At 55.4% G+C, this 22609-nt stretch carries 18 protein-coding genes and 1 tRNA gene; 11 read left to right on the forward strand and 8 right to left on the reverse strand.

Going from position 1 to position 22609, the window contains the following annotated elements; translation table 11 throughout:
- Nucleotides 1-7: 7 nt before the first annotated feature.
- The 5 genes from TSA66_RS19250 to TSA66_RS25760 form a co-directional block, all read right to left on the reverse strand.
- Nucleotides 8-328 (reverse strand): STAS domain-containing protein, encoded by a 321-nt coding sequence (locus TSA66_RS19250; protein ID WP_052452678.1) that lies wholly within the window; start codon nucleotides 326-328, stop codon nucleotides 8-10.
- A 21-nt stretch (nucleotides 329-349) separates the two neighbouring features.
- Entirely contained in the window at nucleotides 350-718 is a 369-nt protein-coding gene (locus TSA66_RS19255; RefSeq protein ID WP_040041152.1) for a response regulator, read from the reverse strand.
- An 8-nt stretch (nucleotides 719-726) separates the two neighbouring features.
- The gene (locus TSA66_RS28060; RefSeq protein ID WP_269748400.1) at nucleotides 727-1881 is read right to left on the reverse strand and encodes a methyl-accepting chemotaxis protein; all 1155 of its coding nucleotides are present in this window, start codon (nucleotides 1879-1881) and stop codon (nucleotides 727-729) included.
- A 441-nt stretch (nucleotides 1882-2322) separates the two neighbouring features.
- Nucleotides 2323-2964: a response regulator gene (locus TSA66_RS19265; protein ID WP_040041153.1), complete on the reverse strand. Its 642-nt coding sequence runs from the start codon at nucleotides 2962-2964 to the stop codon at nucleotides 2323-2325.
- Nucleotides 2957-5791: a PAS domain S-box protein gene (locus tag TSA66_RS25760; RefSeq protein WP_052452445.1), complete on the reverse strand. Its 2835-nt coding sequence runs from the start codon at nucleotides 5789-5791 to the stop codon at nucleotides 2957-2959. The genes TSA66_RS19265 and TSA66_RS25760 overlap by 8 nt, the downstream gene beginning before the upstream one ends.
- 545 nt (nucleotides 5792-6336) lie before the next feature.
- On the opposite strand from TSA66_RS25760, the gene TSA66_RS19275 reads away from it, so the two are divergent.
- The 11 genes from TSA66_RS19275 to TSA66_RS19325 all read left to right on the forward strand — a co-directional run bounded on the left by TSA66_RS19275 (nucleotide 6337) and on the right by TSA66_RS19325 (nucleotide 19509).
- Complete coding sequence (locus TSA66_RS19275; RefSeq protein ID WP_040041154.1) at nucleotides 6337-7788, forward strand: tyrosine-type recombinase/integrase; 1452 nt, start codon at nucleotides 6337-6339, stop codon at nucleotides 7786-7788.
- Between the two features lie 223 nt (nucleotides 7789-8011).
- Nucleotides 8012-9808, forward strand: coding sequence for a caspase family protein (locus TSA66_RS25765; RefSeq protein ID WP_052452446.1), 1797 nt, complete (start codon nucleotides 8012-8014; stop codon nucleotides 9806-9808).
- 33 nt (nucleotides 9809-9841) lie between these two features.
- Nucleotides 9842-11257 carry a CHASE2 domain-containing protein gene (locus TSA66_RS19285; protein WP_084199741.1) on the forward strand — a complete coding sequence of 472 codons (1416 nt, stop codon included), beginning with the start codon at nucleotides 9842-9844 and terminating at the stop codon, nucleotides 11255-11257.
- A 7-nt stretch (nucleotides 11258-11264) separates the two neighbouring features.
- Nucleotides 11265-12059 carry a hypothetical protein gene (locus TSA66_RS27110; protein ID WP_157691730.1) on the forward strand — a complete coding sequence of 265 codons (795 nt, stop codon included), beginning with the start codon at nucleotides 11265-11267 and terminating at the stop codon, nucleotides 12057-12059.
- 624 nt (nucleotides 12060-12683) lie between these two features.
- Complete coding sequence (locus TSA66_RS19295; protein WP_040041157.1) at nucleotides 12684-13448, forward strand: hypothetical protein; 765 nt, start codon at nucleotides 12684-12686, stop codon at nucleotides 13446-13448.
- A 113-nt stretch (nucleotides 13449-13561) separates the two neighbouring features.
- Nucleotides 13562-13858 (forward strand): helix-turn-helix transcriptional regulator, encoded by a 297-nt coding sequence (locus TSA66_RS19300; protein WP_084199743.1) that lies wholly within the window; start codon nucleotides 13562-13564, stop codon nucleotides 13856-13858.
- Nucleotides 13859-14069: 211 nt separating this feature from the next.
- Nucleotides 14070-14498 (forward strand): helix-turn-helix domain-containing protein, encoded by a 429-nt coding sequence (locus TSA66_RS19305; protein ID WP_040041158.1) that lies wholly within the window; start codon nucleotides 14070-14072, stop codon nucleotides 14496-14498.
- A gap of 281 nt (nucleotides 14499-14779) precedes the next feature.
- The gene (locus tag TSA66_RS25770; protein WP_052452447.1) at nucleotides 14780-17311 is read left to right on the forward strand and encodes a DUF3987 domain-containing protein; all 2532 of its coding nucleotides are present in this window, start codon (nucleotides 14780-14782) and stop codon (nucleotides 17309-17311) included.
- Nucleotides 17308-17709 (forward strand): hypothetical protein, encoded by a 402-nt coding sequence (locus TSA66_RS19315; RefSeq protein WP_040041159.1) that lies wholly within the window; start codon nucleotides 17308-17310, stop codon nucleotides 17707-17709. The genes TSA66_RS25770 and TSA66_RS19315 overlap by 4 nt, the downstream gene beginning before the upstream one ends.
- Entirely contained in the window at nucleotides 17706-18359 is a 654-nt protein-coding gene (locus TSA66_RS19320) for a hypothetical protein (RefSeq protein WP_157691731.1), read from the forward strand. The genes TSA66_RS19315 and TSA66_RS19320 overlap by 4 nt, the downstream gene beginning before the upstream one ends.
- Nucleotides 18360-18900: 541 nt before the next feature.
- On the forward strand, nucleotides 18901-19509 hold the full coding sequence (locus tag TSA66_RS19325) for a PEP-CTERM sorting domain-containing protein (protein WP_040041160.1): 609 nt from the start codon (nucleotides 18901-18903) through the stop codon (nucleotides 19507-19509).
- Between the two features lie 450 nt (nucleotides 19510-19959).
- Here TSA66_RS19325 and TSA66_RS19330 read toward each other — a convergent pair.
- The 3 genes from TSA66_RS19330 to TSA66_RS19340 all read right to left on the reverse strand — a co-directional run bounded on the left by TSA66_RS19330 (nucleotide 19960) and on the right by TSA66_RS19340 (nucleotide 22538).
- Nucleotides 19960-20036: transfer RNA gene (locus tag TSA66_RS19330), tRNA-Pro, on the reverse strand.
- Between the two features lie 61 nt (nucleotides 20037-20097).
- Nucleotides 20098-21357, reverse strand: a complete 1260-nt coding sequence (locus TSA66_RS19335) for a caspase family protein (RefSeq protein WP_040041161.1) — start codon at nucleotides 21355-21357, stop codon at nucleotides 20098-20100.
- 20 nt (nucleotides 21358-21377) lie between these two features.
- On the reverse strand, nucleotides 21378-22538 hold the full coding sequence (locus tag TSA66_RS19340) for a GW dipeptide domain-containing protein (RefSeq protein WP_040041162.1): 1161 nt from the start codon (nucleotides 22536-22538) through the stop codon (nucleotides 21378-21380).
- Nucleotides 22539-22609: the final 71 nt, after the last annotated feature.

Genomic DNA, 22609 nt, shown 5'->3' on the forward strand with positions numbered 1-22609 from the left:
CCGCGGTTCAGGCCGCTGGGACGATCACGATGGGGTCGCCGAAATAGCCGGCAAGGTTCAACAGTTCGAATGCTTCCACCACCGCCGCGCTGTGCGCGGCCAGCCGCAACGCATATCCCTTGGCCTCGGCCACCTTCCTGGCGAGCATGAGCAGTTGGATGCCTGCGGTATCGATTTCGGTGACGGCGGACAGGTCAATTTCGAGCGTTGACGATTTCCCGATGGCCGCGAGCAGGGTCCCCTTCAGTTCTCCCACCCGGTAAATGGTCATCTCGCCTTCGATGCGCAGCACCGGGTCCTTGTCGTCGCTTGCGTCCAGGTTGTCCATGAGAGCCTCGTCGAACATGTCTTAGGGCAGGATCAGCTTCTGGACGGCGGTAAGGAGTTGATCCGGCTTGAACGGCTTCAGCACCCAGGCCTTGGCGCCGGCCGCCTGGCCTTCGCGCTTTTTCGACTCCTGAGATTCGGTCGTGAGCATGATCACGGGCGTGAACCTGTAAGCGGGCAGCTGCTTGACTGCGCTCACGAAGGCTATGCCATCCATGTTGGGCATGTTGACATCGCTGATAATCAGGTGCACTTTCTGCCCGGTCAGCTTCCCGAGCGCATCCTTGCCATCGCTGCCCTCGATGACGTCGTAACCGGCGCCCTTCAATGCGATCGCGACCACTAGCCGCAGCGACGCGGAGTCATCGACGATCATGATTGTCTTTGCCATCCCTGCTCCTAAAAGAATGTGATTTCGCTTGCGCCGGCCTGCGCGGCCTCGCCCTGATGCACTGCCCGCTCCTCGGCCATCGCATAGGTTCTCTCAAGTTCGGCCAGCAAGGGCAGCGCATCCAGCGGTGGCACTTGTCCCGTGCGAGCGCACTCTTCCCTGTGCTGCGCAAGCAGCCCGGGCAACTGTTCGATGTTGTGCTTGACGTGGCCCATGATCTGGCTCACGCGGTCCTGGAACTGCAATTGCACCAAGGCCTCGCCGATCTCCGACTTAATGCCGATGCTTTCCTCCTTGAGGAGGCTGGAGGACTCGACCAGCGCGCCGGTGATGCTCCTGAAATTGCCCAGCACCGAGCCGATCGCCGCCTCTGACGCCCGCATCGATTGCTCCTCATGGTCCATCGATTCCTGCGCAACCTGGCAAGCACCGAGGATGGCGTCGCTGATGACCTCGACCTTTTCGGCAATGCGCTTGCCAGTGTCGCCTGACAGGATCGAGAGGTTCCGGACCTCCTTGGCGACCACGGCAAAGCCGCGTCCCGCCTCTCCGGCGCGTGCTGCTTCGATGGCGGCATTGAGGGCAAGCAGATTGGTTTGCGCGGCGATGGTCTTGACGTCATCCGCCATCGCCTTCAACTCGTCGACGAACTGTTCGAGGTGACGAACCTTGTCGAGCATGGCGGCCTTGCTGCTCATGGCCGACTTGAGCGACGCCACCACCGATCCCAGCTCGGCTTCGCTGCTGACGAATACCGTCACCAGGCCGTTGTCGCGGTCGTTGATCGAATCGTCGGTCGCACTGCTCGATACCCGCACAGCCTGCTCCAGCCTGTCGACAATGCGAGAGAAACGGCCGGTCAGCGCGGTCACCGCGTTTTCCATCTGCGAGACCGAGGAATCGATCTGCCCAGCCCAGACCGGGACAACCGACGTGCCGAACGCGTCACGGCTGTTGAAATAGGCCCTCATTGTTTCGAGATGGCGATCGCTTGCGCTTGTCAATTGCCGAGCGAGGACGATCCCAGCCACCGCGAGGATCGCGGCGATGATGAAATTGCCCCAGCTCCATCCTGCGCGCGCAAGAATGGCGCCGCCCCCGGCAAGGCCTAGCAGGAATGCGCCGATTGCCAAATTGCTGCCCGCCCTGAAACGATATGCCACCTTGTCCCCTTCGATCCCTGACCAGCTATCCAATCGGCAGTAATCGCGTTCCCAAGCCTACTGGCTTCATCGCGTTGCCGAGAATTGTTTCTATCCCCTTACATCACGTGCTTGATTTTTATGCATCACTATTGCCACGCGTGCAGAGAGCTGCGGAGAGATCAATATAGCGAAGCGATGTAGTCGCTTGCCACCAAGAAACAATGATCCAATTGTCAAGATTGACTAGACAGTTCGGCGTAGTGAAAACCCTACAGACGAAAACGCAAGACAAAGGCGGACAACGGTTAGGTAAATCGATGGCGAGAGAGGAAGTTGTGCCTGATGCGGATCAAGAAACGGGAGAAATTGCGGCTGAATGAAGCTGGAACTACAAGAGGGAGATTGGCCGGCGCAGGATCGCCGGCATCCTCATGGCCCGCGCCGGCCTGACTTCACTGCCTACAGCCTCAAGCCATGCTCGATCGCATAGTGTGTGAGATCGCTGTTCGATTTGGCCTGCAGCTTGCCCATGATGCGAGCGCGGTAGGTGGTGACTGTGTTGGGACTGAGATGAAGCATCGCTGCGATCCTGACCAGGCTTTCGCCGGCCGCGATCAGCTTCAGCACTTCAAGTTCCCGGTCCGACAAGGTCTCATGCGGGAATGCGCTCTGGCCACCGATCAGACTCGCGAGTTTTTCGGCCAGTTTGGCGCTGATGTATTTGCCACCCGCCGCGGCCTTGCGGATCGCATCGATCAGGATCGAATCCTGGCTGTTCTTGGTCAGGTAGCCGGCGGCCCCCAGCTTGAGCGCGCGCACAGCATAGACCTCCTCGTCATACATGCTCAGGACCAGGACGGGAAGCTTCGGATGCGAGTCTCGGATCTGGCGCAGCAGGTCGAGCCCGTTCTTTCCGGGCATCGCGATATCGACGAGGGCAACGTCAAACTCCTGCTCCTTCAGTTTGCTAAACGCCTCCGCCGTCGACTCGGCGCAGGCTGCGACCTGGATGTCGCCCGTGGCATTCAGAATCAGCTGCAGGCCCTTGCGCACCATCGCATGGTCATCGACCAGCAATACCCGGATCGCCTTGTCAGACATGCTGCTCCTCCAGCGGAAGCGTCAGCACTGCCTTCGTTCCGCCGTTCGCGCTCCTCGTGAGCTTCAATTCGCCCCCGCAATAGCGAGCCCGTTCATACATGCCCATGATCCCCCAGGAATGTTCGCCAAAAATCTGCACCGGATTGATGCCCTTGCCATCGTCCGCGACCATAATTCTAACGTGATCGCTCATGCGTATGGCCTCCACCTCGATCAGCGATGCTTCGGCATGCCGGACCACATTAATCATCAGTTCCTGCACGATGCGGAACACCTCGATGCGTGCGTCATCACTCAAGCTGCTCTCGTCGAGATAGGGGTCGATCATGACTTGGCAGCGCAGGTGGGACCGTTCCGCAATCTGTTCGGCATAAGACTCGATGGCCGCCCATACGCCAAGCTGATCCAGCACGCTTGGCCGCAGCTCGACGATGATGTCGCGCACCGATTCCAGCGCCTGGTCGGCCATGGTCATGGCCTCGGCCACCAGCTGGCGTTTGGAAAGCTCAGGAGACAGGTCCTGTTTCAGCGCAACCGACAAGTGAGAGCGGATACTATGCAGCAAGCCTCCGAGATTGTCGTGGATGTCGCGAGCGACGCGAAGCCGCTCTTCTTCCTTCACGTCACGATGGCGTGCCAGCAGTTGCCGCAATTGCTCAGTCAACTGCAGCAGGTCTGATTCGATCTGCTTCTGGCGCGTGATGTCGGTCTGGACGATGAAATATTCCGTGTGCCGGCCTATGGCATCTCTGAACGGCACCGTCGTGCTTTCCACCCAGTAGAACGAGCCGTCCCTGGCCATGATGCGGACCTCTTCCTTCCAGATCTGGCCGCTGGACAGCATCGGCCGCATGGCTCCGGCGGGGAGCTGGCCCGACTGGTCCAGGTTGATCGCGTGGTAGTTCTTCCCAAGCAGATCCTCTCGCCGATACTGCGAGATGGCGCAGTACTTGTCGTTCACGAAGCGAATATTCTCCGCCTCGTCGACAATGACGACAATCGCATGCTCGTTGATCGCGCGCTCGAGATTCCTGACACGGGCTGTCGACATGCCCAGTGCCATCTGCGCCTTGAGCGCTGGTCGGATGTCGCGCACGAAGCAGAATATCTCGCCGCCCTCGCCATGACTGTAACTCAGTTCGACATCGATCAGGATGCCCCACTTCGAACGCCACACGGTCTCGAAACGGCCGCGACACTCTTCATCGAACCGGCTGCGTATCGAGCCCGGCTGGTCATTGGCTGACAGCGCATCCACATCCCCCACGGCCATGCTGCGCAATTCGTCCATCGCATAGCCGGTCAGCTTGACCAGCGCGGAATTGGCCTCCAGAAATTTACCTTCCGGGCTGAGCACAGCATAACCATCGATCGTCGTATCAATAGCGGTGAGATAGCGCCGCGAAGCGCTTTCAATATGGCTCAGGTCACGGATGACTGCAGAAATGATCGTGCCATCAAGCCCCTCAAGGAAGGTAAGAGTGACGTCGCATTTAAACAGTTCACCATTCTTGCGGCGCCCCTGGCACCCATCCGTCATCCGCCGCTTCGTAGGGAATGCAAAGTAATGCCGCACTTGCTGGGCATGAAGCGAACGGCTGCATTCAGGGATCAGGATACCCAGATCCTGGCCAATCAGTTCGCCGGGCGCATAGCCGAATATCTGGTGCGCTCTCGCATTGGCGAGGATGATCTTCGAATGCGTATCGATGACCACAACACCGTCCGACGATGCCTCGAACAGACTGTGATAATGCGCTTCTGCCTGGAGCCGCACATCCAGCATGTGGTTGAATCCTTGCGCGAACTCGACCAGTTCGGTCGGCCCTCTCGCCGTTATCCGGCGCGACAGATCTCCCTTCGCAACGAGGCCGACCGTCCGGGCCATTTCCTCGATCTGGCGTGAAAATCTCCGCCCGATGAACAGGGCCAGCATGATGCTAAGGCCCGTCAGCGTGGTCACGATCGTCAGCTGATGGAACGCATTGCGCTTCTCTTCCTGCGCGATATAGCGGGTCGGCCGCACGCCATACAGGCGAAATCCGGTATTGCCTACCGGGCTGACCGCGACGAGCCGTTCATCCGTCCCAGTACCGATCACGCGCGCGCTCGCCTTCATACCATCCGGCACGATCTGCAGAGCCAGCGTGTCGGCGAATCGCTTTCCCAGCGTTTCGGTGTCATTCCGGCTGTCGATGACGACCATTCCCTGCTGATCCGTAATCGTCAGTACCAATCCCTCCGGCAAGGGCAGCAACCGCGACAACAACGGCTGGTACCCGAGATCAAGGCTGTAGCCGACGAGGCCGGCGAACCGGTCCGTGCTGTCGTGTATCGGATAGTTGAGGCCTAGCACCCATTTCTTGGTAAGCGGGCCACGATGCGGCGAGCTGATCGAAAACCCATCGAACTTGATCGCTTCCGCAAACCAAGGCTGCGCGCCTATCGATATCGGCCGGTCGCGGCTAATCGGCGCTGCGGAGCAGACAACCATGCCTTCCACATTAACCACCACCACATTGGCATAGCGCGGGAACAAGTGCTTGATGTCACCCAGCAGGGGGGAGCAGCGTTTCGGATCGAGCGCCTGAATGTCGGGCCTTTGCGCCAGCTTTTGCAGGAGTTCGCGCGATTCGTTGAGCGTCCGTTCGAAAGCGAGCGCCTCGGTCACGGTGTACTTGCTCAACTGGTAGCCCGATTTGACAATGGCCTGCTCGTGATTCTTCTGCACGGAATAGGCGATAAGCCCGATCATGGGCAGGCTGAGCAGTACCGTGAGAAGCACCATGGAGCCGCGAACTGACAAGCGATCGATGATGCACTTCATCGGCTTGATGCACCTGCACTCAGTTTCATCTGATAAGGTTTCAGCCCTTCGACGGCGTCGGCAATTAGGTGGACCGGACTGGTCCGAACATTGCACTTTGCAACAAGCGAGAAACAACTACATGACCTGCCGAAAAACTGCATAGCAAATTCCCAGGAGAAGGAAAGGTTTATTTGTCAATCGATAACCACCCAGATCTCGCTCTATGCGTGAAGCGCAGGCACGAAGTACCCGATATTAAAGAAGGCATGGCTAGGTATGAAAGGGAAAAAGAAAAAAGGGCTACAGACTCGTGATCTGTAACCCTTTGATTCTATTGGTCGGGGCGGGGAGATTCGAACTCCCTACCCCTTGCACCCCATGCAATTATTTTACTGTCCATCGCCGTACAATGGAAAGTCGGGTTAAAAAAATAATACAACAAAAACAGACTCTTACACAAGTTATTTCCCAACACCATCCAAAGCAGGCCATTCCCACCTAATCTATCTGTTGGGGTAAATGTAGGGGTAAAATAAGAAATCCACTACCCCTTGCAGCCCCAAATGCCAAAGCTCCAGCCTAAACAACTCGAAGCCCAGCGCGCCGGTGACAACGGGAAAACTCTCCGCGACGACGGCGGACTGTTCGGACGGGTACGCGCCAAAGCTGATGGCACGGTCAGCATTTCATTCTATTACCGCTATCGCTTCGACGGCAAACTGAAGGATTATGCTTGCGGCACATGGCCAAGGGAGAGCCTAAGCAAAATCCGAACGACACGTGACGCAGCCAAGCTTTTGGTCAAACAACATATTGATCCGTCAAGTCATCAAAAGGTTGCGAAACAAGACGCAAAGGATGCAGTGACGGCGCGTCTGGCTGAGATCGAACGACAGAAAAGTGAAGCCCTGACCTTCCAAGATTTGTTCGATACCTGGCTACTTGACGGCGTACGCCGCGCAGATGGCAACGCTGAACTGAAACGTTCTTTCAACGCGGATGTGTTGCCCAAGCTGGGAAAAAAACAGATCAAGGAATTGACCGAGCACGACTTGCGGGGAGTACTGCGCGCGATAGTCACGCGCGGCGCCAACCGTACAGCCGTCGTCATGCGCAACAATCTCACCCAAATGTTCGTATGGGCGGAAAAACGCCAGCCTTGGCGTAAACTGCTCGTCGATGGCAACCCAATGGACTTGATCGAGATCGAGAAGGTTGTCAGCACCGACTACGACATGAACAACCGTCGCGAACGGCTCCTCGCAGAAGAAGAAATTCGTGAGCTGCACGATATTTTTCAGCGGATGCAGGCAGCGTACGATGCGGCACCCAAAAAACGCACTGCGGCGCAGCCGGTCGAGAAAACAACGCAATGCGCGATCTGGATCATGTTGGCGACGCTATGCCGCGTCGGTGAAACATCGAAGGCGCGCTGGGAACATATCAACTTCGATACCGGCGAATGGTTCATCCCGCAGGACGACACCAAAGGTAAGCGGAGCGAATTAACCGTTTTCCTATCGGACTTCGCCTTGGATCAGTTCCGCCAGCTATACAAATTGACGGGCCATTCGGAATGGTGCTTCCCTGCCAAGAACCGCGAAGGCCATGTATGCGAAAAGAGTATTTCCAAGCAGGTCGGTGATCGCCAGTGTCGGTTCAAGAAAGGCAAGGATGGCAATCCGCGCAAACCGATGAAACGCCGCCGTCACGATGACACCTTGGTGCTAGCGAACGGCAAAAACGGCGCATGGACGCCCCATGATATGCGGCGCACTGGCGCGACCATGATGCAAAGCCTCGGGATCGCACTGGATATCATCGATCGCTGCCAGAACCACGTATTGGAAGGTAGCAAAGTGCGTCGGCACTATCTACATCACGACTATGCGCCCGAGAAGCGCGAAGCGTGGCGCTTGTTGGGTGAACAGCTGACGTTGATTTTGTCTGCCTCCACTCACAACAAAGCTCCCCAGCAATCCTCCCAGCGAGAAGCACCGTCTCGTTCGCACTGACCTTATCGCGCTCCCCCCTTCTCTTTCCTGCTAAAAACACTGGATTGACTTTTTGCAATATACATTCCCGACTTGACGCCACGGTCGGCCAGTCGGCTTTTCGTCAAATGCACGGTCCGGTAAATGGCGTACTTTCCCATATGAAACTCCGTTAAAATAATGCCAATAGGAAATGTCAACCTATAATCATCGGTGCAGAAATTTAGGGAAAAGTAAAAAAATAATGAAACTCAGGGAATACTTCCTCATCGGACTTACAAGCCTACTTATCAGCGGCTGTGCAGTAAATCAAACTACGCGCGTCTCCATGTTGCAGGTACCTGAAGTACAAGAGGCCGCCAAATACCGTTCCATGTCTGTCGCTCGCTTCTCCGGTCAATATGGAGAAGATCTTAGCTTGGCCATTGAGTCGGCCATGATGAATGCCAAGGTACAAGATAAGCCGGTATATAGCATCGTCGCTCGCACCGTTCCATCGCGCTCGCTTAAGGGAGACGCTCGCTCAGCAGTTTCTGTGGCTAAATCGCAAGGCACTGACGCTATTCTCGTCGGTGAGGTGATCGCTGCCACTGCAACGGATAATCGCCGAACCACAAGCGAATATGTCTGCACTCAGCGTAAGGAGCCCAATAAACTCTTCTCAAGCTGCGTTTCCGGCTACAACAAGACTGTGTATTGCACGGATCGGAAGGCAAGCATGCAAGTGCAAGTGCAATTGCTGGACGGAAAATCAGGTAATCCGGTATATAACGAAGCTATTACTAAATCCCTTGACGCCACTGCCTGCGGCGATGAGGTATTAAAGGATAGTCGAGCCATGCTTGGCACGGTGGCCGGCGCAATCACTGAAGCAGTCATTAGCAAGCTCGTCCCGCACGACAAGCTCGTCGACATCCCACTCCTTCCTGCCGATGAGCAGTTACAGGCAAAGGAGCGATTTGCGTCAGGACTCAAGTTCGCCCAAGCGGGCCGCATGGACCGCGCCTGCGATATTTTCCGTGACATCTACGATCAAGAAAAAAATTCGCCGGCCCTTAACTACAACCTCGGAATCTGTGAAGAATCATCGGGCGCATTTTGGCGCGCCAGTGAATATTACGCTATCGCTGATCGGCTCAGCCATGAGCCGAATAAAGTCCTGGCACTTGCCTTAGAACGTAATGCTCGCAATATTAAGAATTCCAGCGCGCTTGCGGAGAATCGCCGAGATTTGAAACTGCAAAGCCGTATTGAATCAGGCGCAGCGCCGCAGACGGTGACACAATCAATAGGAAAGACGACAAGCCCACAAAGTGCCTCTCCTATAGTCAAGGTCGATCCAGAATCCTTGATGCTTGATCGGCGGGTCGCCCTCGTCATAGGCAATGCCAAGTATAAAAAGGGAGGCGCGCTACTCAATCCCGTTAACGATGCACGGGCAATGACCAAAGAACTTCGCTCCGCTCACTTCCGTGTCATTTCTGTTGAGGATGCTGATCTACAGAAGATGAACCAAGCCATTGACGAATTTAGCCGATCCATTAAAAAAGACGGTGTGGCGTTAGTGTTCTATGCTGGTCATGGCATGCAAGTCAAAGGGGAAAATTATCTTATTCCTGTCGACGCCGAATTCAAGGAAGAGTCGGAGATATCTTACAAAGCAATTAATGTAGGCTACATTCTTTCGAAGTTTGAAAACGCCCAATCTCGGGTCAACATCGTGATGTTGGACGCCTGCCGAGATAACCCCCTAGCCCGCTCATGGCGTAGTGGAAAAGGTGGCGGGCTGGCATCCATCGACGCACCGGCCGGCACTCTCATTGCCTATGCCACAGCTCCCGGCAAAACAGCCGCCGACGGCAGCGGTGCTAATGGCTTATATACCAGCCATTTACTACAACAGTTACGCGTGAAAAACCTCAAAATCGAGGATATTCTGAAGAACACCCGCAAGGCGGTGGCTGCTGCGTCAAAACAAGAACAGATTCCTTGGGATTCGTCATCACTTACCGGCGACTTTTATTTCCGGGCCAGCGAGTAGCAATTTTTAAGCACTGACGAACCAAATCAATTTATGAATTCATCCAACTCGCATGCGGCACGTATGCATGGAGGCGCGCACCCAAGCATCCACCTGCATGATGTGCTTCACCACCTGATTGTTGCCACAGTATTGGCAAGTACAATTTTGCTGGTCGAGGCCTATACGCCGTGGTTGCGGTGGCTAGACAGTCTGGCATTACGCGTGGCTTTGCCTACCACGACCAATACTGCGCTCGTGGACCAGAGCAAACAACCGGTGATCATGTCGATTACCGACACGCTGTACGAACAGGCCTTTGAACAATCCTCCCCTCTCAACCGCCGACGGATGGCGGAGCTATTAGAAAAACTCAAGGAGAGCCAACCTCGCGTAGTGGCAATCGACCTCGACTTGTCTCCATCGGCCAGCGACGAGTTGCATGCGACGGAGCGACGGCAACTCGACCAAGCACTATTAGCATTGGCGGGGCAGAGCCGCCTCGTGCTGGCCACCCCGTTTAGAACGGCGACCTTGCAAGAAAAGCAGCACTTGTGGGTACGCGCCATGTGCGAACACGGGATTCGTTTCGCACTACCCACTTTATCTTCCTCCATGAATACCGTCGTACGCCATGACGTTGAGTCACCACTACTGGCAAATGTTGCTCACAAGTTGGCGCTGGGGGAACCGAAGGATCCCCTGCTCACCCATGAAGTTTGTGAATGGGCAGCAGAAATGGACAGCAAGACCTTTTTCGATGCAACGGCCCGTTCGCATGGACATAACACTGAAACGATTCCCCTTAAGAGTGCGTTGCTATCTCCAATCAACCTACATCAACAAGCCGTAGAACCAGAATGGAGTGCAGCAAAAGGATTTGCCATTCCTAATCTGGCAGGAAAAACAGTTTTCCTGGGTGGCGCATGGGCTGACTCAGACCAATTTTTCTCCGCCTTATCCGAGCATCCTTATCCCGGGGTTTTTATCCACGCCGCAGCCTTTAGCACGCAACTTAATCCAGCCATCAATACATCCCATGGTTATGCCCTATTAGCCGATATGGTCGTTGGCACCATTCTAGGCTTCATATTCCATGGAATTTGGACCAAGATAGGACGGGCTAAGCCCTATTTGTTAGGAGCATCGAAGGGCGTGCGCAATCAAATGTTTCATACGTTGCTGTGGCGCGGAGTTCTTGTCATCGGCTGGCTACCACCAATATTAATTATTTGCCTGTTCTTTGGAGCATCAGCACTACTCCTAAAACTTAATCTTTGGCTGAATCCCGGCCCCCTCGTCTTTGGCATGTTCATTGACGCCATCATGGCAGCGAAAACATCACCTGACGGACATACTGAGCACCATAAGTTTAGGTTAAAAAAGCTCTTGCACTCCTTCCCCGACTTGGGCTGGCAGCTTCCCTTGGTTGGCTTTGCCATATCCACTCTATTCACGCACGGTCATTAGGTGCCTCATGGTCTATCGTCATCAGTTTCTCCCTGCACTCGTTGCACTTATCTGCACGCATAGTGCGCTCGCCTTCGAATGTTCACTAAGCGCAGACAGTGCGACAGCAACTGTCGTTAAACCGTCGGGTGAGAGCTTGCGTCTAGGCATCCGCAAGGAAAAGGATTGCCAAGGCATCCGTGTCTCATCAGGATCGGTGCGCATTGTGTATGCAGGTCAGTCCGGCCTTCAGGAATCGGTACTTGCTGCAGGGGCGGTGATCAACCCTGATGTGTTAAAACCGGTTACCAATAGCGGTTACCAAGTGGCGCTCAGGCAGCTCGGCCTGATACTTGCCGGTGACGAAAAGCAGCGCCCCGGTATGCTACGTAGCGCCCAATTACAAAGCGAAGACTACGCGGAAATTCTGCCACACGGCGACATCCTTTGGCGTGCGACTGATATGGTGATCGTCATTCCGACACATGATCCCAAGCAGATAACCGAACTGGAAGTGACTGATGACAATGGACGCGCAGTACCACTTCATAAGGTAAATAACGGATACCGGATTGCACATACCGATTTCTCAGAAGGAGCTAGTTACCGTTGGTCAACGACCATCGACGGCAATACACTGCGGGGTCGATTCACCCTCTCCACTGCACAACGAGCAGAACAAGTAGAGCACACAGCCCATGCCGCTCTTGTGTCAGGAAGTGGAGCATCGTCAGCGTGGCGAGACGCCTTAAACAAAGCTACTAGTCTGGCCACGCAAGGTTTTGTTTGGGATGCCGGCCGAATTATTCGTGAATCGTTATAAGCGATCATTTTTGCGTTTTATTACTGCTCTTTTGCCTCGCCAGTCCCTCGACTGCCAACAAACTGAGAGCAGCTAATATGCTTCCCCTGACGAACAGGTGCTCACATTCGTGCATAGCCAGTCCGTCAGTATGCAACAGTCATTTTCAGTTGCTCCTAGATAATTTGTGGCACGAAGCGATACAGTGGACTATCGAATACCCGTATCGAAGGATGCTGACGTACCCTGCCTCGGGGGCATAGACGTTGAATAGAAGACTGAATCGGCCATGGATTCGTAGACGCTGATGAGCCATTTGTAACACGGAGGTAAATGGCCGCTGACGGGTATATGTCGCTTCCACGATGGATCGATTTCTGTCCTTCAACTAAATTTCAGTAATGTCCGGCCATGAGCGCTTCATTGCCGGAATCTATGCACCGTCCACACTCCTTACCCTACCGATCACACCGATCCTGAGCATCAGCACGCCTCGATAAAGCCCGCCCTGCACTACCCTTTTGGGAGCGTGCACTACCCTAGAAGGATGATATTTTGACAATATTTTTCTGTTATCATAACTATCCTTGAGTTGCCATTCGGAAAGGGCTAGGGCGGAGGTCAGTCGTGCCGCCCTCGGAAATCATGGACAAAATTTCATTGCCGTCTTGGACCGAGACTTTTCTTCGCGAACATCGTGACTTATCGGATTTTACTGAGCAAATCGCCGCGATCGTGCCGGTAGATGTCGAAGATCGACAGTCTGTGATTGAACGCTTAAGACAACACCTGCTGGAAGCCTGTTATTGCGCATCCCGGTACGAAGCAAGCAAGGATCCGCACGCGGATGCGCGCAACAAAATTCACTCATTCAATACGGAACGCCAGCAAATAGAAAATTCCGTTGCCGATCTTAAAAGCTTTTTTATCCGCCACCCACAATTTATGCCGGAAATTGGCGCCACTTGGTTCAGTGCTCTTAAGGATCGCGGCATTTCTCTCAATGGGGAAAAAACGCCAAGTGAGTATTTGATTACTTGCATTTCCGCACTTGAAACAGCGTTTGCGTACGATTTCCTTGGTGGAAGTATGACGTCCGGCGAACGCATCCATCGCAGAGTACATGGATGCATTCGTTATAAAGACCCAATCAACAGTGGTCGATTGCCATCGGTGATAACGATGCTCGCATTTCACTTGGTCCTCATCATTCGCAAAGCATCCCGCGACGAGAATATCGAACATTTATTTCTAGAAACAATGCCCGTAAACGGGGACTCACACTACCCGCTCGTCACCTGCCTCATTAATGCTACTTTCGATATCGAATTGGATGAAGCCAATCTTAAAAGCCGATTAGACGCATTCCTAAAAAGAAACAACGATGCCCGCTTCTGCAGCTGGCCGTAACGAATTACAAAAAAATACATCCAGTTCGTTTTCGACAGAATCTCCTCTTTCAATCTATTCTGGGCAGAGTCAATGCAATAACGCATGACTAGATAATGTGAAAGGAGAACTTTATGCCGAAAAAGACTAAGAACAATGTGAATCACCCAGTAGCTGACAGCGCCGTTTTTGAAGCAACGCAGGCATCAGCCACCGGTGTTTTGATTCCTGCCAATGGTGTTTTCATCCGACGTTACCTGCGCCCGAAAGTCGCCGCAAAAAAGCTCGGAATTGCTGACAGCACGCTCTGGCTGAAAATCAAGACCGACCCCGACTTTCCCCAGCCCATCAAGATCGGACCGAATACCACGGTCCTGATCGAGGATGAAATTGACCACTACGTGTCCACGCGTTCGCGTGAGGCGCGCTAATCGGCAATTCCGATACGGCAGGGTCTACTGGTCCTTAGCCACAAGTGTGCACCAGACTAAACCCGACTAGCCGCCACATTTAGTTCAGCGGCTGCCACTCCCCACCATTCCAGACGAAAGCGCAACGTCGTTTCACAACGACGGTGGGATTGTTGCGTCTATCGAAACGGAATCGTGTGAAGCGCCAGCTGCCTTTTTTAAGAGGTGACCTATGAACAGTAACCAACCACAAGAAAACAAGCACATCGCTCCAGTCCTGCCCCCGGTATTTAACCGTTACCCGTACAGCGATGCAGACGCCGAATGCAATCGTATCCTCGCATGGTATGAAACGCATCTCATCCTGACGGTCGAGGACTGTATCTATGAGCTGAAAATCGCCTATCCGGATAAAAGGATCGCTTCGCTCCGCAAAAAGGGGCACAAAATTCTTACCAAGCGCGAGGAGGTCCACACGACGTGTGGCCACTTGAAAACAACAACAGTCTACATCCTGCACCGCAAACTCAAACCCATGTGTAACTCCTTCCCGGATCTGAAAATTTTGATCGAGCGTTTGCCGGGCTTCGAGACGCTGGACATCGATAGCATGACTATGGATGAGCAGGTCCGCCTGTACTTTCTCCTCAACCGACTCTAATAACTGCAAACCGCTCAGGCGGTGGTAGCGCAGACGTTCAACGACCACCGCCTGAGCGCTAGAGGTAATGCAGAGAGTCCGTCGCAGAAATCACGTTAATCGCTATATGGAGGAAAGGAGGAAACGATGCAGAACATAGTCCCGCCGAACGCAGCAGTTGTCGGCCATTGCAGCACGTGCTGGATCGCCCACTGCTGCGCATACGATCACACGAGTTCGGAGGCGGTAACGCAAGTTACGGTTTGCCGCCGCGCCACGATGACGTCTAGCGAGGGCGAATAATGGCCGAACTATTCACTACCGACATCGATCGCGTCCGTTCGGCCTTGTATTTCATCCCTGCTGAGGATCGCGATACCTGGGTGCGCATCGGCATGGCGATCAAAGCCGCGTTCGGCGATGGTGGCTTTGACCTGTGGGACGAATGGAGCCAACAAGCGGCATCCTACAATGCCCGCGATGCGCAAGACGTTTGGAAGAGTTTGCGCGCCGACGGTAAGGTGACGCTGGGAACGCTGTTTTACGAAGCCAAGACAAACGGCTGGTGTGATGACGGCACCTTCCAGCAACCGAGCCACGAAGAAATCACCGCACGCCAGCGCTTAGCTGCGGTGCGAGTCGAGCAAGAGCAATCCGGCATCGAAAAGGAACGTGCCGCCGCAGCGGCGAAAGCATTGGAAATCTGGAATGCATCCAGCACTGCGCAGCCGGATCATCCTTATCTCGTGCGTAAGCAAGTATCCCCAGTCGCCACCTTACGAGAGATTGACGCGAATGCCGTGGCTTCGATCCTCGGGTATACGCCGAAATCGAGTGGCGAGATACTGCATGGCCGTCTGTTGGTCGTGCCGGTCAAGGTGAACTCATCGCTGTCGACGCTGGAACTGATTGATGAGGACGGCCGCAAGGCGGCGCTAGCAGGCCGGGGGACGAAAGCGGGTGGTTACTGGGCTGCACAGCCGCTGCCTGGCGATAACGGCAGTGGTGCCACGCTGCTGATTGGCGAAGGAGTGGCGACCGTGCTGTCGGCCCAACACGCCACCGGAGCTGCCGTCATTGCAGCTCTATCGTCCGGTAATCTGCTTGCGGTTGCGAAAGCGATACGCGAGCGTTATCCGGCTGCGACGCTGGTGCTGCTGGCTGATTTAGTCAAGGCAACCGGTCTTCCGGATAATCACGCGCTTCAAGCGGCTGCGACCAATAACGCCAAGGTTACGTCTCCCAACTTCGGCCCGCTTCGCCCCGTTAATGCGACAGACTTCAATGACATGTTCCTGATGTTCGGAACAGATGCCGTGAAACGTTGCATTGAAGCTGCTCAGGCACAGTCCTCCAAGTCTCTCGCCGACGCGTGGCCTGTTCCGACGCCGCTGCCAGACGCTCTGCCGCCAGTTCAGAAGTTCGATCCTGACCTGTTGCCGCTGTCCTTGCGCCCTTGGATCATGGACATTGCCTATCGCATGCAATGCCCACCGGATTATCCAGCAGTGGGTAGCATCGTGGCGCTGTCCAGCCTCATCGGTGCGCGTGCGGTAGTACAACCGAAGGCACGCGACACGTGGCAAGTCGTGCCGAATTTGTGGGGGCTGGTAGTTGGCCGCCCCGGCGTCATGAAAAGCCCTGCGCTCAGCGCAGCGCTGAAGCCGTTGTACCAGTTGCAAGCCCGCGAACACGAATGCTGGGAAGCGGAACATGCAGCGTGGGCCATCGATACCAAGCTGGCAGACCTGCAAAAGGCCAATAACGAAAAAGAAGCTCGCCAGCTGGCAACTAAGGACCCTGAAAAGGCCCGCGCGTTGTTGCATTCGGAGGATCTGCCCGAGCCGACCCAGCGTCGTTACATCATCAACGACACCACTGTTGAAAAACTCGGTGAACTGCTGAAGGTGAATCCCTGGGGTGTTTTGTCCTACCGGGATGAAATTTACGGACTGCTCGCCAGTATGGAGAAATCGGGGCAGGAAGGATCGCGTGCGTTTTACCTGCAGGCCTATGACGGCGACAAAGGCTATATGTTTGATCGCATTGGACGGGGTGAAGTGCACATTCCGCGTGTCTGCCTCGCGATGCTGGGGGGAATTCAACCGGGCCGCGTGCAGGAGTATGTGCGCGGCGCAGTGTCGGGCGGCAGCAGTGACGATGGGCTGCTGCAGCGCTTTGGTTTGACGGTCTGGCCGGATGTGAATAGCGCGTATCGTCTTATCGACCAAGCGCCCGATGCAGCAGCAAAACAAGCGGTGCAAACAGTGTTCGAGCGACTGGCAAGACTGCACCCGAATAGTGACACCGAACCACAAATCTGGCGTCTTGATCCCGCTGCACAAACTCACTTTATCGAATGGCTGGTGCCATTTGAAACGGAATTGCGCGGTGATGAGCTGCATCCGGCGTTAATTTCGCACCTCGCCAAGTACCGCAAGCTGATCCCGGCGCTCGCGTTGATCTTTGCACTGGTTGAAACGCCAGCCAGCGGAGGCGTGATCGGCGAAGCGGAGATGATGCGCGCGATTGCGTGGGGCGACTATCTCCGTACGCATGCCAATCGGCTTTATTCCGCCGCAGTCACACCCGAAATCACCGGCGCGGCGAAATTGCTCAAGAAAGTGAGTTCCGGTGTGCTCGGATCGGAATTTACTCCACGCATCGTCGTGCAAAAAGAATGGGGGGGATTAAACACACCTGAGGAAGTACGAAAAGCGGCGAACGTGCTGGTCGAATACGGTTGGCTGCGCCCCGAAAAGTATCAAACCGGTGGGCGCCCGAGCGAACGGTACGTGGTGAATCCGGCCGCATTGCAGCAGGAGGCGGCATGAACTGGCTCGCACGATTGAAGGAACTGGAAGCGGCTCGTTCCAGTACCCCACAAAACCTGCAAAAGGATGCTTTCGTAGGTTTTGTAGGGGCCGGTCCCGAGCCTTTTCAGGAAATGAAGTATGGCGAATCGATTTTCACGACGCGTATCGTTTTGTTCATGGTACGGGATTTGGACAAGGATGAGGCCGAGGCAATGGTGGATCGCCTCGCCGTGCGCGACCAAGAAAAAGACGAGCGCCGCGTCTGTGTGGAATGCCGCCACCTCTTTGGCACCAAGAATCGCCGGTTTTGTCACCAGTGGGAAAAGACCGGAAAAATCGGTGGACCATCAATCCCGAGCGAGCTGACGACAATTTTGCAACGCTGTGCCGGATTCGAGCCGGAGGTGCTGGAGTGAGTAAGAAAGCCGATATGAAACCCACAGAAGCGGATTCATCAGTCAAAATGAATGGTGCAGATAAAGCAAAGCTGGCGCTTATTCCATCAGTGAATGCGGCATCAGTCATGTTGGCTTATCCCAATGACATTGTCGGCGCAGACGTAGAGCTTGCCACGCTGCTTGATGGATTGCGTGACTCCTGCAACGCCGTCAAGGATGGCGACTTGACCTCGCTTGAAGCAATGCTGGCGGCGCAAGCCATTGCTCTGCAGTCGATTTTCACGAGCCTCGCCCGCCGAGCCCAAACGCAGGAATACCAGCGCCAGCTGGAAGCGCTGTTGACGCTAGCGCTCAAGGCGCAATCGCAGAGCCGCGCCACGATACTGGCATTGGCCGAGCTGAAATATCCACGGCAGGTCGCGTTCGTCAATCAGGCCAATATTAGCCACGGGCCGCAGCAAGTGAATAACGGTGGCGTGCCCTCCTCCGCGCGCGCGAGGAAAAAACAAACTACGCAAAACAAACTATTAGAGGACCAAACCAATGGGCGCACGCACTTGGACGGCGGAGCAACGGCAAAGACAGGCGGACGCAATGCGGCGCTGGAAACCGTGGGAAAAATCCACCGGTCCGAAAAGCGCGGAAGGAAAAGCAAAGGTGGCGCGTAACGCATACACCGGCGGGAAATGGAAAGAGCTGCGACAGATGATCAAGGTCATGAATCATGCGTTGCGTCTACAACGAGATTTGCTGAGGTAGCCATTCAACAATTACGAAAGCAGGCGGGCGATGCCACAATTGGGAATACCCTTAAGCTGCTAACTCCTGTCCGATTTCGTCATGCCTTGAAACTAGCCGAACTTCCGAGTTCGGCCGAGGGTGTGTAAAAACATGGTTTTGCCGCTAGACCAGCACGAAATAGCGGAATAAAAGAAGAGCGCCTCGTGACATGTTGTGGTCGTGTCGTTCGATTTTCACGTTTTCACACGGCCTCGGTTGTGGGCGGACATACATGATCTGACACATCCTGTCGGATCATGTCACAACTTATACACATCAATCCACCGCCTGTTGTCGACGAATTTGACATACATTGCGCAGACCAGTCGCATATTCATCGTAAGTGCTTGTTTCTATGCTCTTCTTAATCTCGGCATACGTTGTGCTTCAGCGCTTCTGGACATTCAAACAACAACTGAGAGGGGTACGATGAAAAAATTCATGCTGGTGCTGTCCTTGCTGCTTGGTTTGCAAACCGCGCATGCTGCGCTGGTTGCCGAGGATTATTCGTCTGTGGGCGATGGATTAATCACGCTGGATACCGAATCCGGTCTGGAGTGGCTCGACTTCACTGCCACAAGGGGCCTCACTGTGTCGCAAGTCCTGTCAGGCATGGGCGGGTACAGCGCCACATTCCGTTATGCCACACGGAGTGAAATTCAAGAATTGTTGGCCCATGCAGGATTTTCGACCTTGAATACCTATGCGCCTGAATACGTGACGCTTGGACAGGCATTCAATAATCTTTTCAACTCGAACGGATCAGCTTGCGGAGGATCACTTCCTTGGGCTTGCGCCTTATCTATTTCACCGGACACGCAGCATCTTGACCTAATTAATGTGGGTGTCAGTCTTACAGAAGGTGGAGCTTTTCTATTCCCCAACTACGCCCCAACTGACTATCAACATGAGTGGTACGGCAGCGCTTTGGTGAGAGTTGACAATAATGGTGCCGTCGTACCGGAGCCTAGCGCAATCCTGCTGCTCGGCATCGGCCTTTTGGCTCTTGCCGCAAAACGTCAGCAACGGCAGGGTTAAGACATCAGTGTGACACGTCACGAGTTGATGCAAACAAAAACGCCGAGGATTTGCCTCGGCGTTTGTTCATGGCATCCTGATATCCCGCCCGAACGTTCTTTTGAACATCGGTATGGGCAGGGCTAAGCTGGATCGGGAATCAGGTAGTTTCCTGCCTGTTTCGCGTTCAGTGCCCGCTTATTGCGCTACTGCGGCAGCAGGCGCTTCCTTTTTCGCTGCGGCTTTCTTTGCTGTAGCCGACTTCTTGGCCGTCTTGGCTGGCGCATTAAGACACTCCACAAAGGGTCGAATTAACAATAGCCCTTTTCACTAACGGCGTTTGACTATCCACGATATACCCTGGTGGTTTGTGAATTCACGCACCCCAAAAATGTAGGGGTAAATGTAGGGGTAAAACTGCGCCAAATGAAAAGGGCTACAGACTTGTGATCTGTAACCCTTTGATTTTATTGGTCGGGGCGGGGAGATTCGAACTCCCGACCCCTTGCACCCCATGCAAGTACGCTACCAGGCTGCGCTACGCCCCGACGAAGCTCGACATTATAGCAGAGCGATAACGGTTTCTGCCATGCATGCCTAAAATGCCCGTCACAACTTCGTGTCGGCCACCTCGGGCACCACAAGCATCCGGGGCGTCTGCGACAGTCCCATGGTCCGTGCGATACGGATTACAGAAGGCTTGGTCTGGTCGAAGGCGTCGGCGTAATCATGTTCCTTGCGCAATGACCGGATGTATGTCTGCGTGAATGCGCCACCACCGAGGCTGGGTGATTCCAGCGACTCCTCGTTTTCGGATGCGGAAACGATCACGATGCGCGACGTTTTCATGTCCTTTGCCTTTTGCGCGAGGTCCGTGACCGCCTCTTGCGACAAGCTGGTCGTGTATTCGACTTCCTTCTTGTGCTGCGTCAGCGAACGCGTCCGGGAAGGCAAGTACCCCGGGATCGACACGAACGTCTTGCCGCTATAACAGGTGTCGAGAAGGACGACCGACCGCACGTTTTTCGCGGTGAGTTGCGCGACAAAGCCTTGCAGGTCTTCGTCGCTCAGCGCAGTTTTGCGATTGGTGATTACGAAATCGATCGATTCGCCCTTGGACGTGACTTTTTTGCGCGGGAATTCGGTATCGTAAAGCACGATATCGAACTTGTTCATCGCATTCGGCAAGCCGTGGGCAGCGACGAACAACACGACCGTGTCGCCCGCCTGGACCTGCTCCATGACGTTGTGCATCGCCGCTTTGACCGCGCCGGAAGTGGCATCCTCTTTTGTCAGCAGGCTCACCTGGTTGCTGGGCACCGATCCGCCGTCGGGAGAAAGGAGGAATGTATAGATATCCGCCGCGTCCTTTTCGGCACCGTCCAGCCAGTGTTCGGGCGGAAGATACCTGGACTTGCTGGCACCGACGATGACGCCCAGGGTTTGCGGCGTGCGTCTGGCAGCCTGCGGCGGCGATGCAGGTTGTGTAGCTACGGCAGCCGGACGCTTTTGCATCATCCGTCCGATGGTCGACGCAAATGCCGAATTGAAGCCTTTCAGTCGGTACGAGATATTGGCCGGCGTGGTGGGTGCAACACGTCGCAATCCGACCACGGCGCGCGCCGCCGCAAACGCGGTCTCGACCTCGTCGCGATCCTCATATTCGCCAATCAAGGAAATGCGTCCGTCATCTCCCAGCCGCACGTCGGCCTGCTGTAGCCCTACCGAACGGAAGGCGTCACGAATCGCGCTGATTTCCGACTGCGTCACTGCTTCGACAGCCGGCACGCCCACCCCTGCCCCTTGCGCTTGCGCTGCGCCCCCTTCCCAGGCCAGGCAAAGCAGTACGACCAGCCGGCCAAGAGCCATGCACCACCTGCCCGCCCGCATCACTTGACCTTCACAAGTGCGCTGGCAGGGATCCAGCCGCTCGTTCCCTGATCGGTATCGATCTGTACCCAGGAAGTCGGCTTCTTGGCGTGCGCCTCTTGCGCGATTCTGACGCGCGTACCCGCATTCAAGGATGCAATGGCCGTGCGCTTGGGACCGGAATTATCGAACAGGGACGTCTTGTGCTTGACCGCGTGCGTTGCGACGAAAGAGCCGTCCTTGAGCGAACGGGTGGCACCTGCTGCAGGCGTTCCATTCCCGTCAACCGAATTGACGGCGGGTGAGCCGGCGTAACGTTTCGGCCGGCCGGACTTGTCGAGCAGCGCGAAGTCGACCGTGCTGGCCGACTTCATGTGCTCGGCCTCGACAGTGAGCGTGTAGCGCATCGGAACCGGCAGCGGCAAGGGCAGTTGCGCGCGCGGCGGAATTTGCAGCTTGTGGTGGAACGTGCCGCGGCCCTGCTGGATGACCACGTCCTCGACATAATCGTCCTTGCCTTCATCGGCGATCGTCACCCATTGCAGGCGCTCGCGCGGCATCCTGATGGCGGCTTCGAGCGGAATCGGCTTGCCGGCCGCATCGAGCATCGCATTGCCTTTCGCGTCGGCCAACACCAGCTTGTCTTCCGAATCGGCCATGAAGCGCACGATTTCGACCTTGTGCCGGAATCGCGCCTTGATATCCTTGGCAGCGGGGTCCTCGGCCAGGAAGGTGAAGCTGAATTCGGGGACCGGAGGATCGTTCTCGGTGCCCTCAACGCGCATCTCAAGCTTGTCCAGATTGAGGCTCTGCTTGCGCTGGCGCCTTGCCGCTGCCGGCAAAGCCTGTGCCTCCGATTGTTGCGCTACCGGCTCGGACTTGCTGTAGACTGCCGCGCACTTGCGCCAGGCGGTCATGCCAATCAAGGCCGCAGTGGCGATGCCGGCAGCCGCGCCGACCGCGTTGGCGGAGCCCTTGTCGTTACCCAGGATATTCTTGGTCAGCAGGCCGACACCGATGCCGCCTACCGCCGCAAGGCCTAGATTGGAGGCAAAGCAGGATTCGAAACTGTCGAACGCCTTCTCCCCGCTCGGCATATGCGTGCAGCCTGCCGCATAGACCACCAGTACGGCACCTGCAGTAATGCGCTTGAACCAGCGCGCGCCGCCCATCTGCATCATGACTTTCTCCCTGCGCTGTACGCGTCGTCTTCCCGCCGCGCAGCCAACAGTGATGCAGCCGCGGGCGGCGG

The sequence above is a fragment of the Noviherbaspirillum autotrophicum genome, from assembly GCF_000818395.1.
Classification (GTDB): Bacteria; Pseudomonadota; Gammaproteobacteria; order Burkholderiales; family Burkholderiaceae_D; genus Noviherbaspirillum; species Noviherbaspirillum autotrophicum.

Bases quoted from the DNA above. Each gene is read 5' to 3' on its own strand.
- TSA66_RS19275 (WP_040041154.1), top strand. From the start codon at position 6,337: ATGCCAAAGCTCCAGCCTAAACAACTCGAAGCCCAGCGCGCCGGTGAC.
- TSA66_RS19265 (WP_040041153.1), bottom strand. From the start codon at position 2,964: ATGTCTGACAAGGCGATCCGGGTATTGCTGGTCGATGACCATGCGATG.
- TSA66_RS25760 (WP_052452445.1), bottom strand. From the start codon at position 5,791: ATGAAGTGCATCATCGATCGCTTGTCAGTTCGCGGCTCCATGGTGCTT.
- TSA66_RS19325 (WP_040041160.1), top strand. From the start codon at position 18,901: ATGAAAAAATTCATGCTGGTGCTGTCCTTGCTGCTTGGTTTGCAAACC.
- TSA66_RS19300 (WP_084199743.1), top strand. From the start codon at position 13,562: ATGCCGAAAAAGACTAAGAACAATGTGAATCACCCAGTAGCTGACAGC.
- TSA66_RS25770 (WP_052452447.1), top strand. From the start codon at position 14,780: ATGGCCGAACTATTCACTACCGACATCGATCGCGTCCGTTCGGCCTTG.
- TSA66_RS19305 (WP_040041158.1), top strand. From the start codon at position 14,070: ATGAACAGTAACCAACCACAAGAAAACAAGCACATCGCTCCAGTCCTG.
- TSA66_RS19250 (WP_052452678.1), bottom strand. From the start codon at position 328: ATGGACAACCTGGACGCAAGCGACGACAAGGACCCGGTGCTGCGCATC.
- TSA66_RS19255 (WP_040041152.1), bottom strand. From the start codon at position 718: ATGGCAAAGACAATCATGATCGTCGATGACTCCGCGTCGCTGCGGCTA.
- TSA66_RS19335 (WP_040041161.1), bottom strand. From the start codon at position 21,357: ATGGCTCTTGGCCGGCTGGTCGTACTGCTTTGCCTGGCCTGGGAAGGG.
- TSA66_RS27110 (WP_157691730.1), top strand. From the start codon at position 11,265: ATGGTCTATCGTCATCAGTTTCTCCCTGCACTCGTTGCACTTATCTGC.
- TSA66_RS19295 (WP_040041157.1), top strand. From the start codon at position 12,684: ATGGACAAAATTTCATTGCCGTCTTGGACCGAGACTTTTCTTCGCGAA.
- TSA66_RS19315 (WP_040041159.1), top strand. From the start codon at position 17,308: ATGAACTGGCTCGCACGATTGAAGGAACTGGAAGCGGCTCGTTCCAGT.
- TSA66_RS19340 (WP_040041162.1), bottom strand. From the start codon at position 22,538: ATGATGCAGATGGGCGGCGCGCGCTGGTTCAAGCGCATTACTGCAGGT.
- TSA66_RS25765 (WP_052452446.1), top strand. From the start codon at position 8,012: ATGAAACTCAGGGAATACTTCCTCATCGGACTTACAAGCCTACTTATC.
- TSA66_RS19285 (WP_084199741.1), top strand. From the start codon at position 9,842: ATGAATTCATCCAACTCGCATGCGGCACGTATGCATGGAGGCGCGCAC.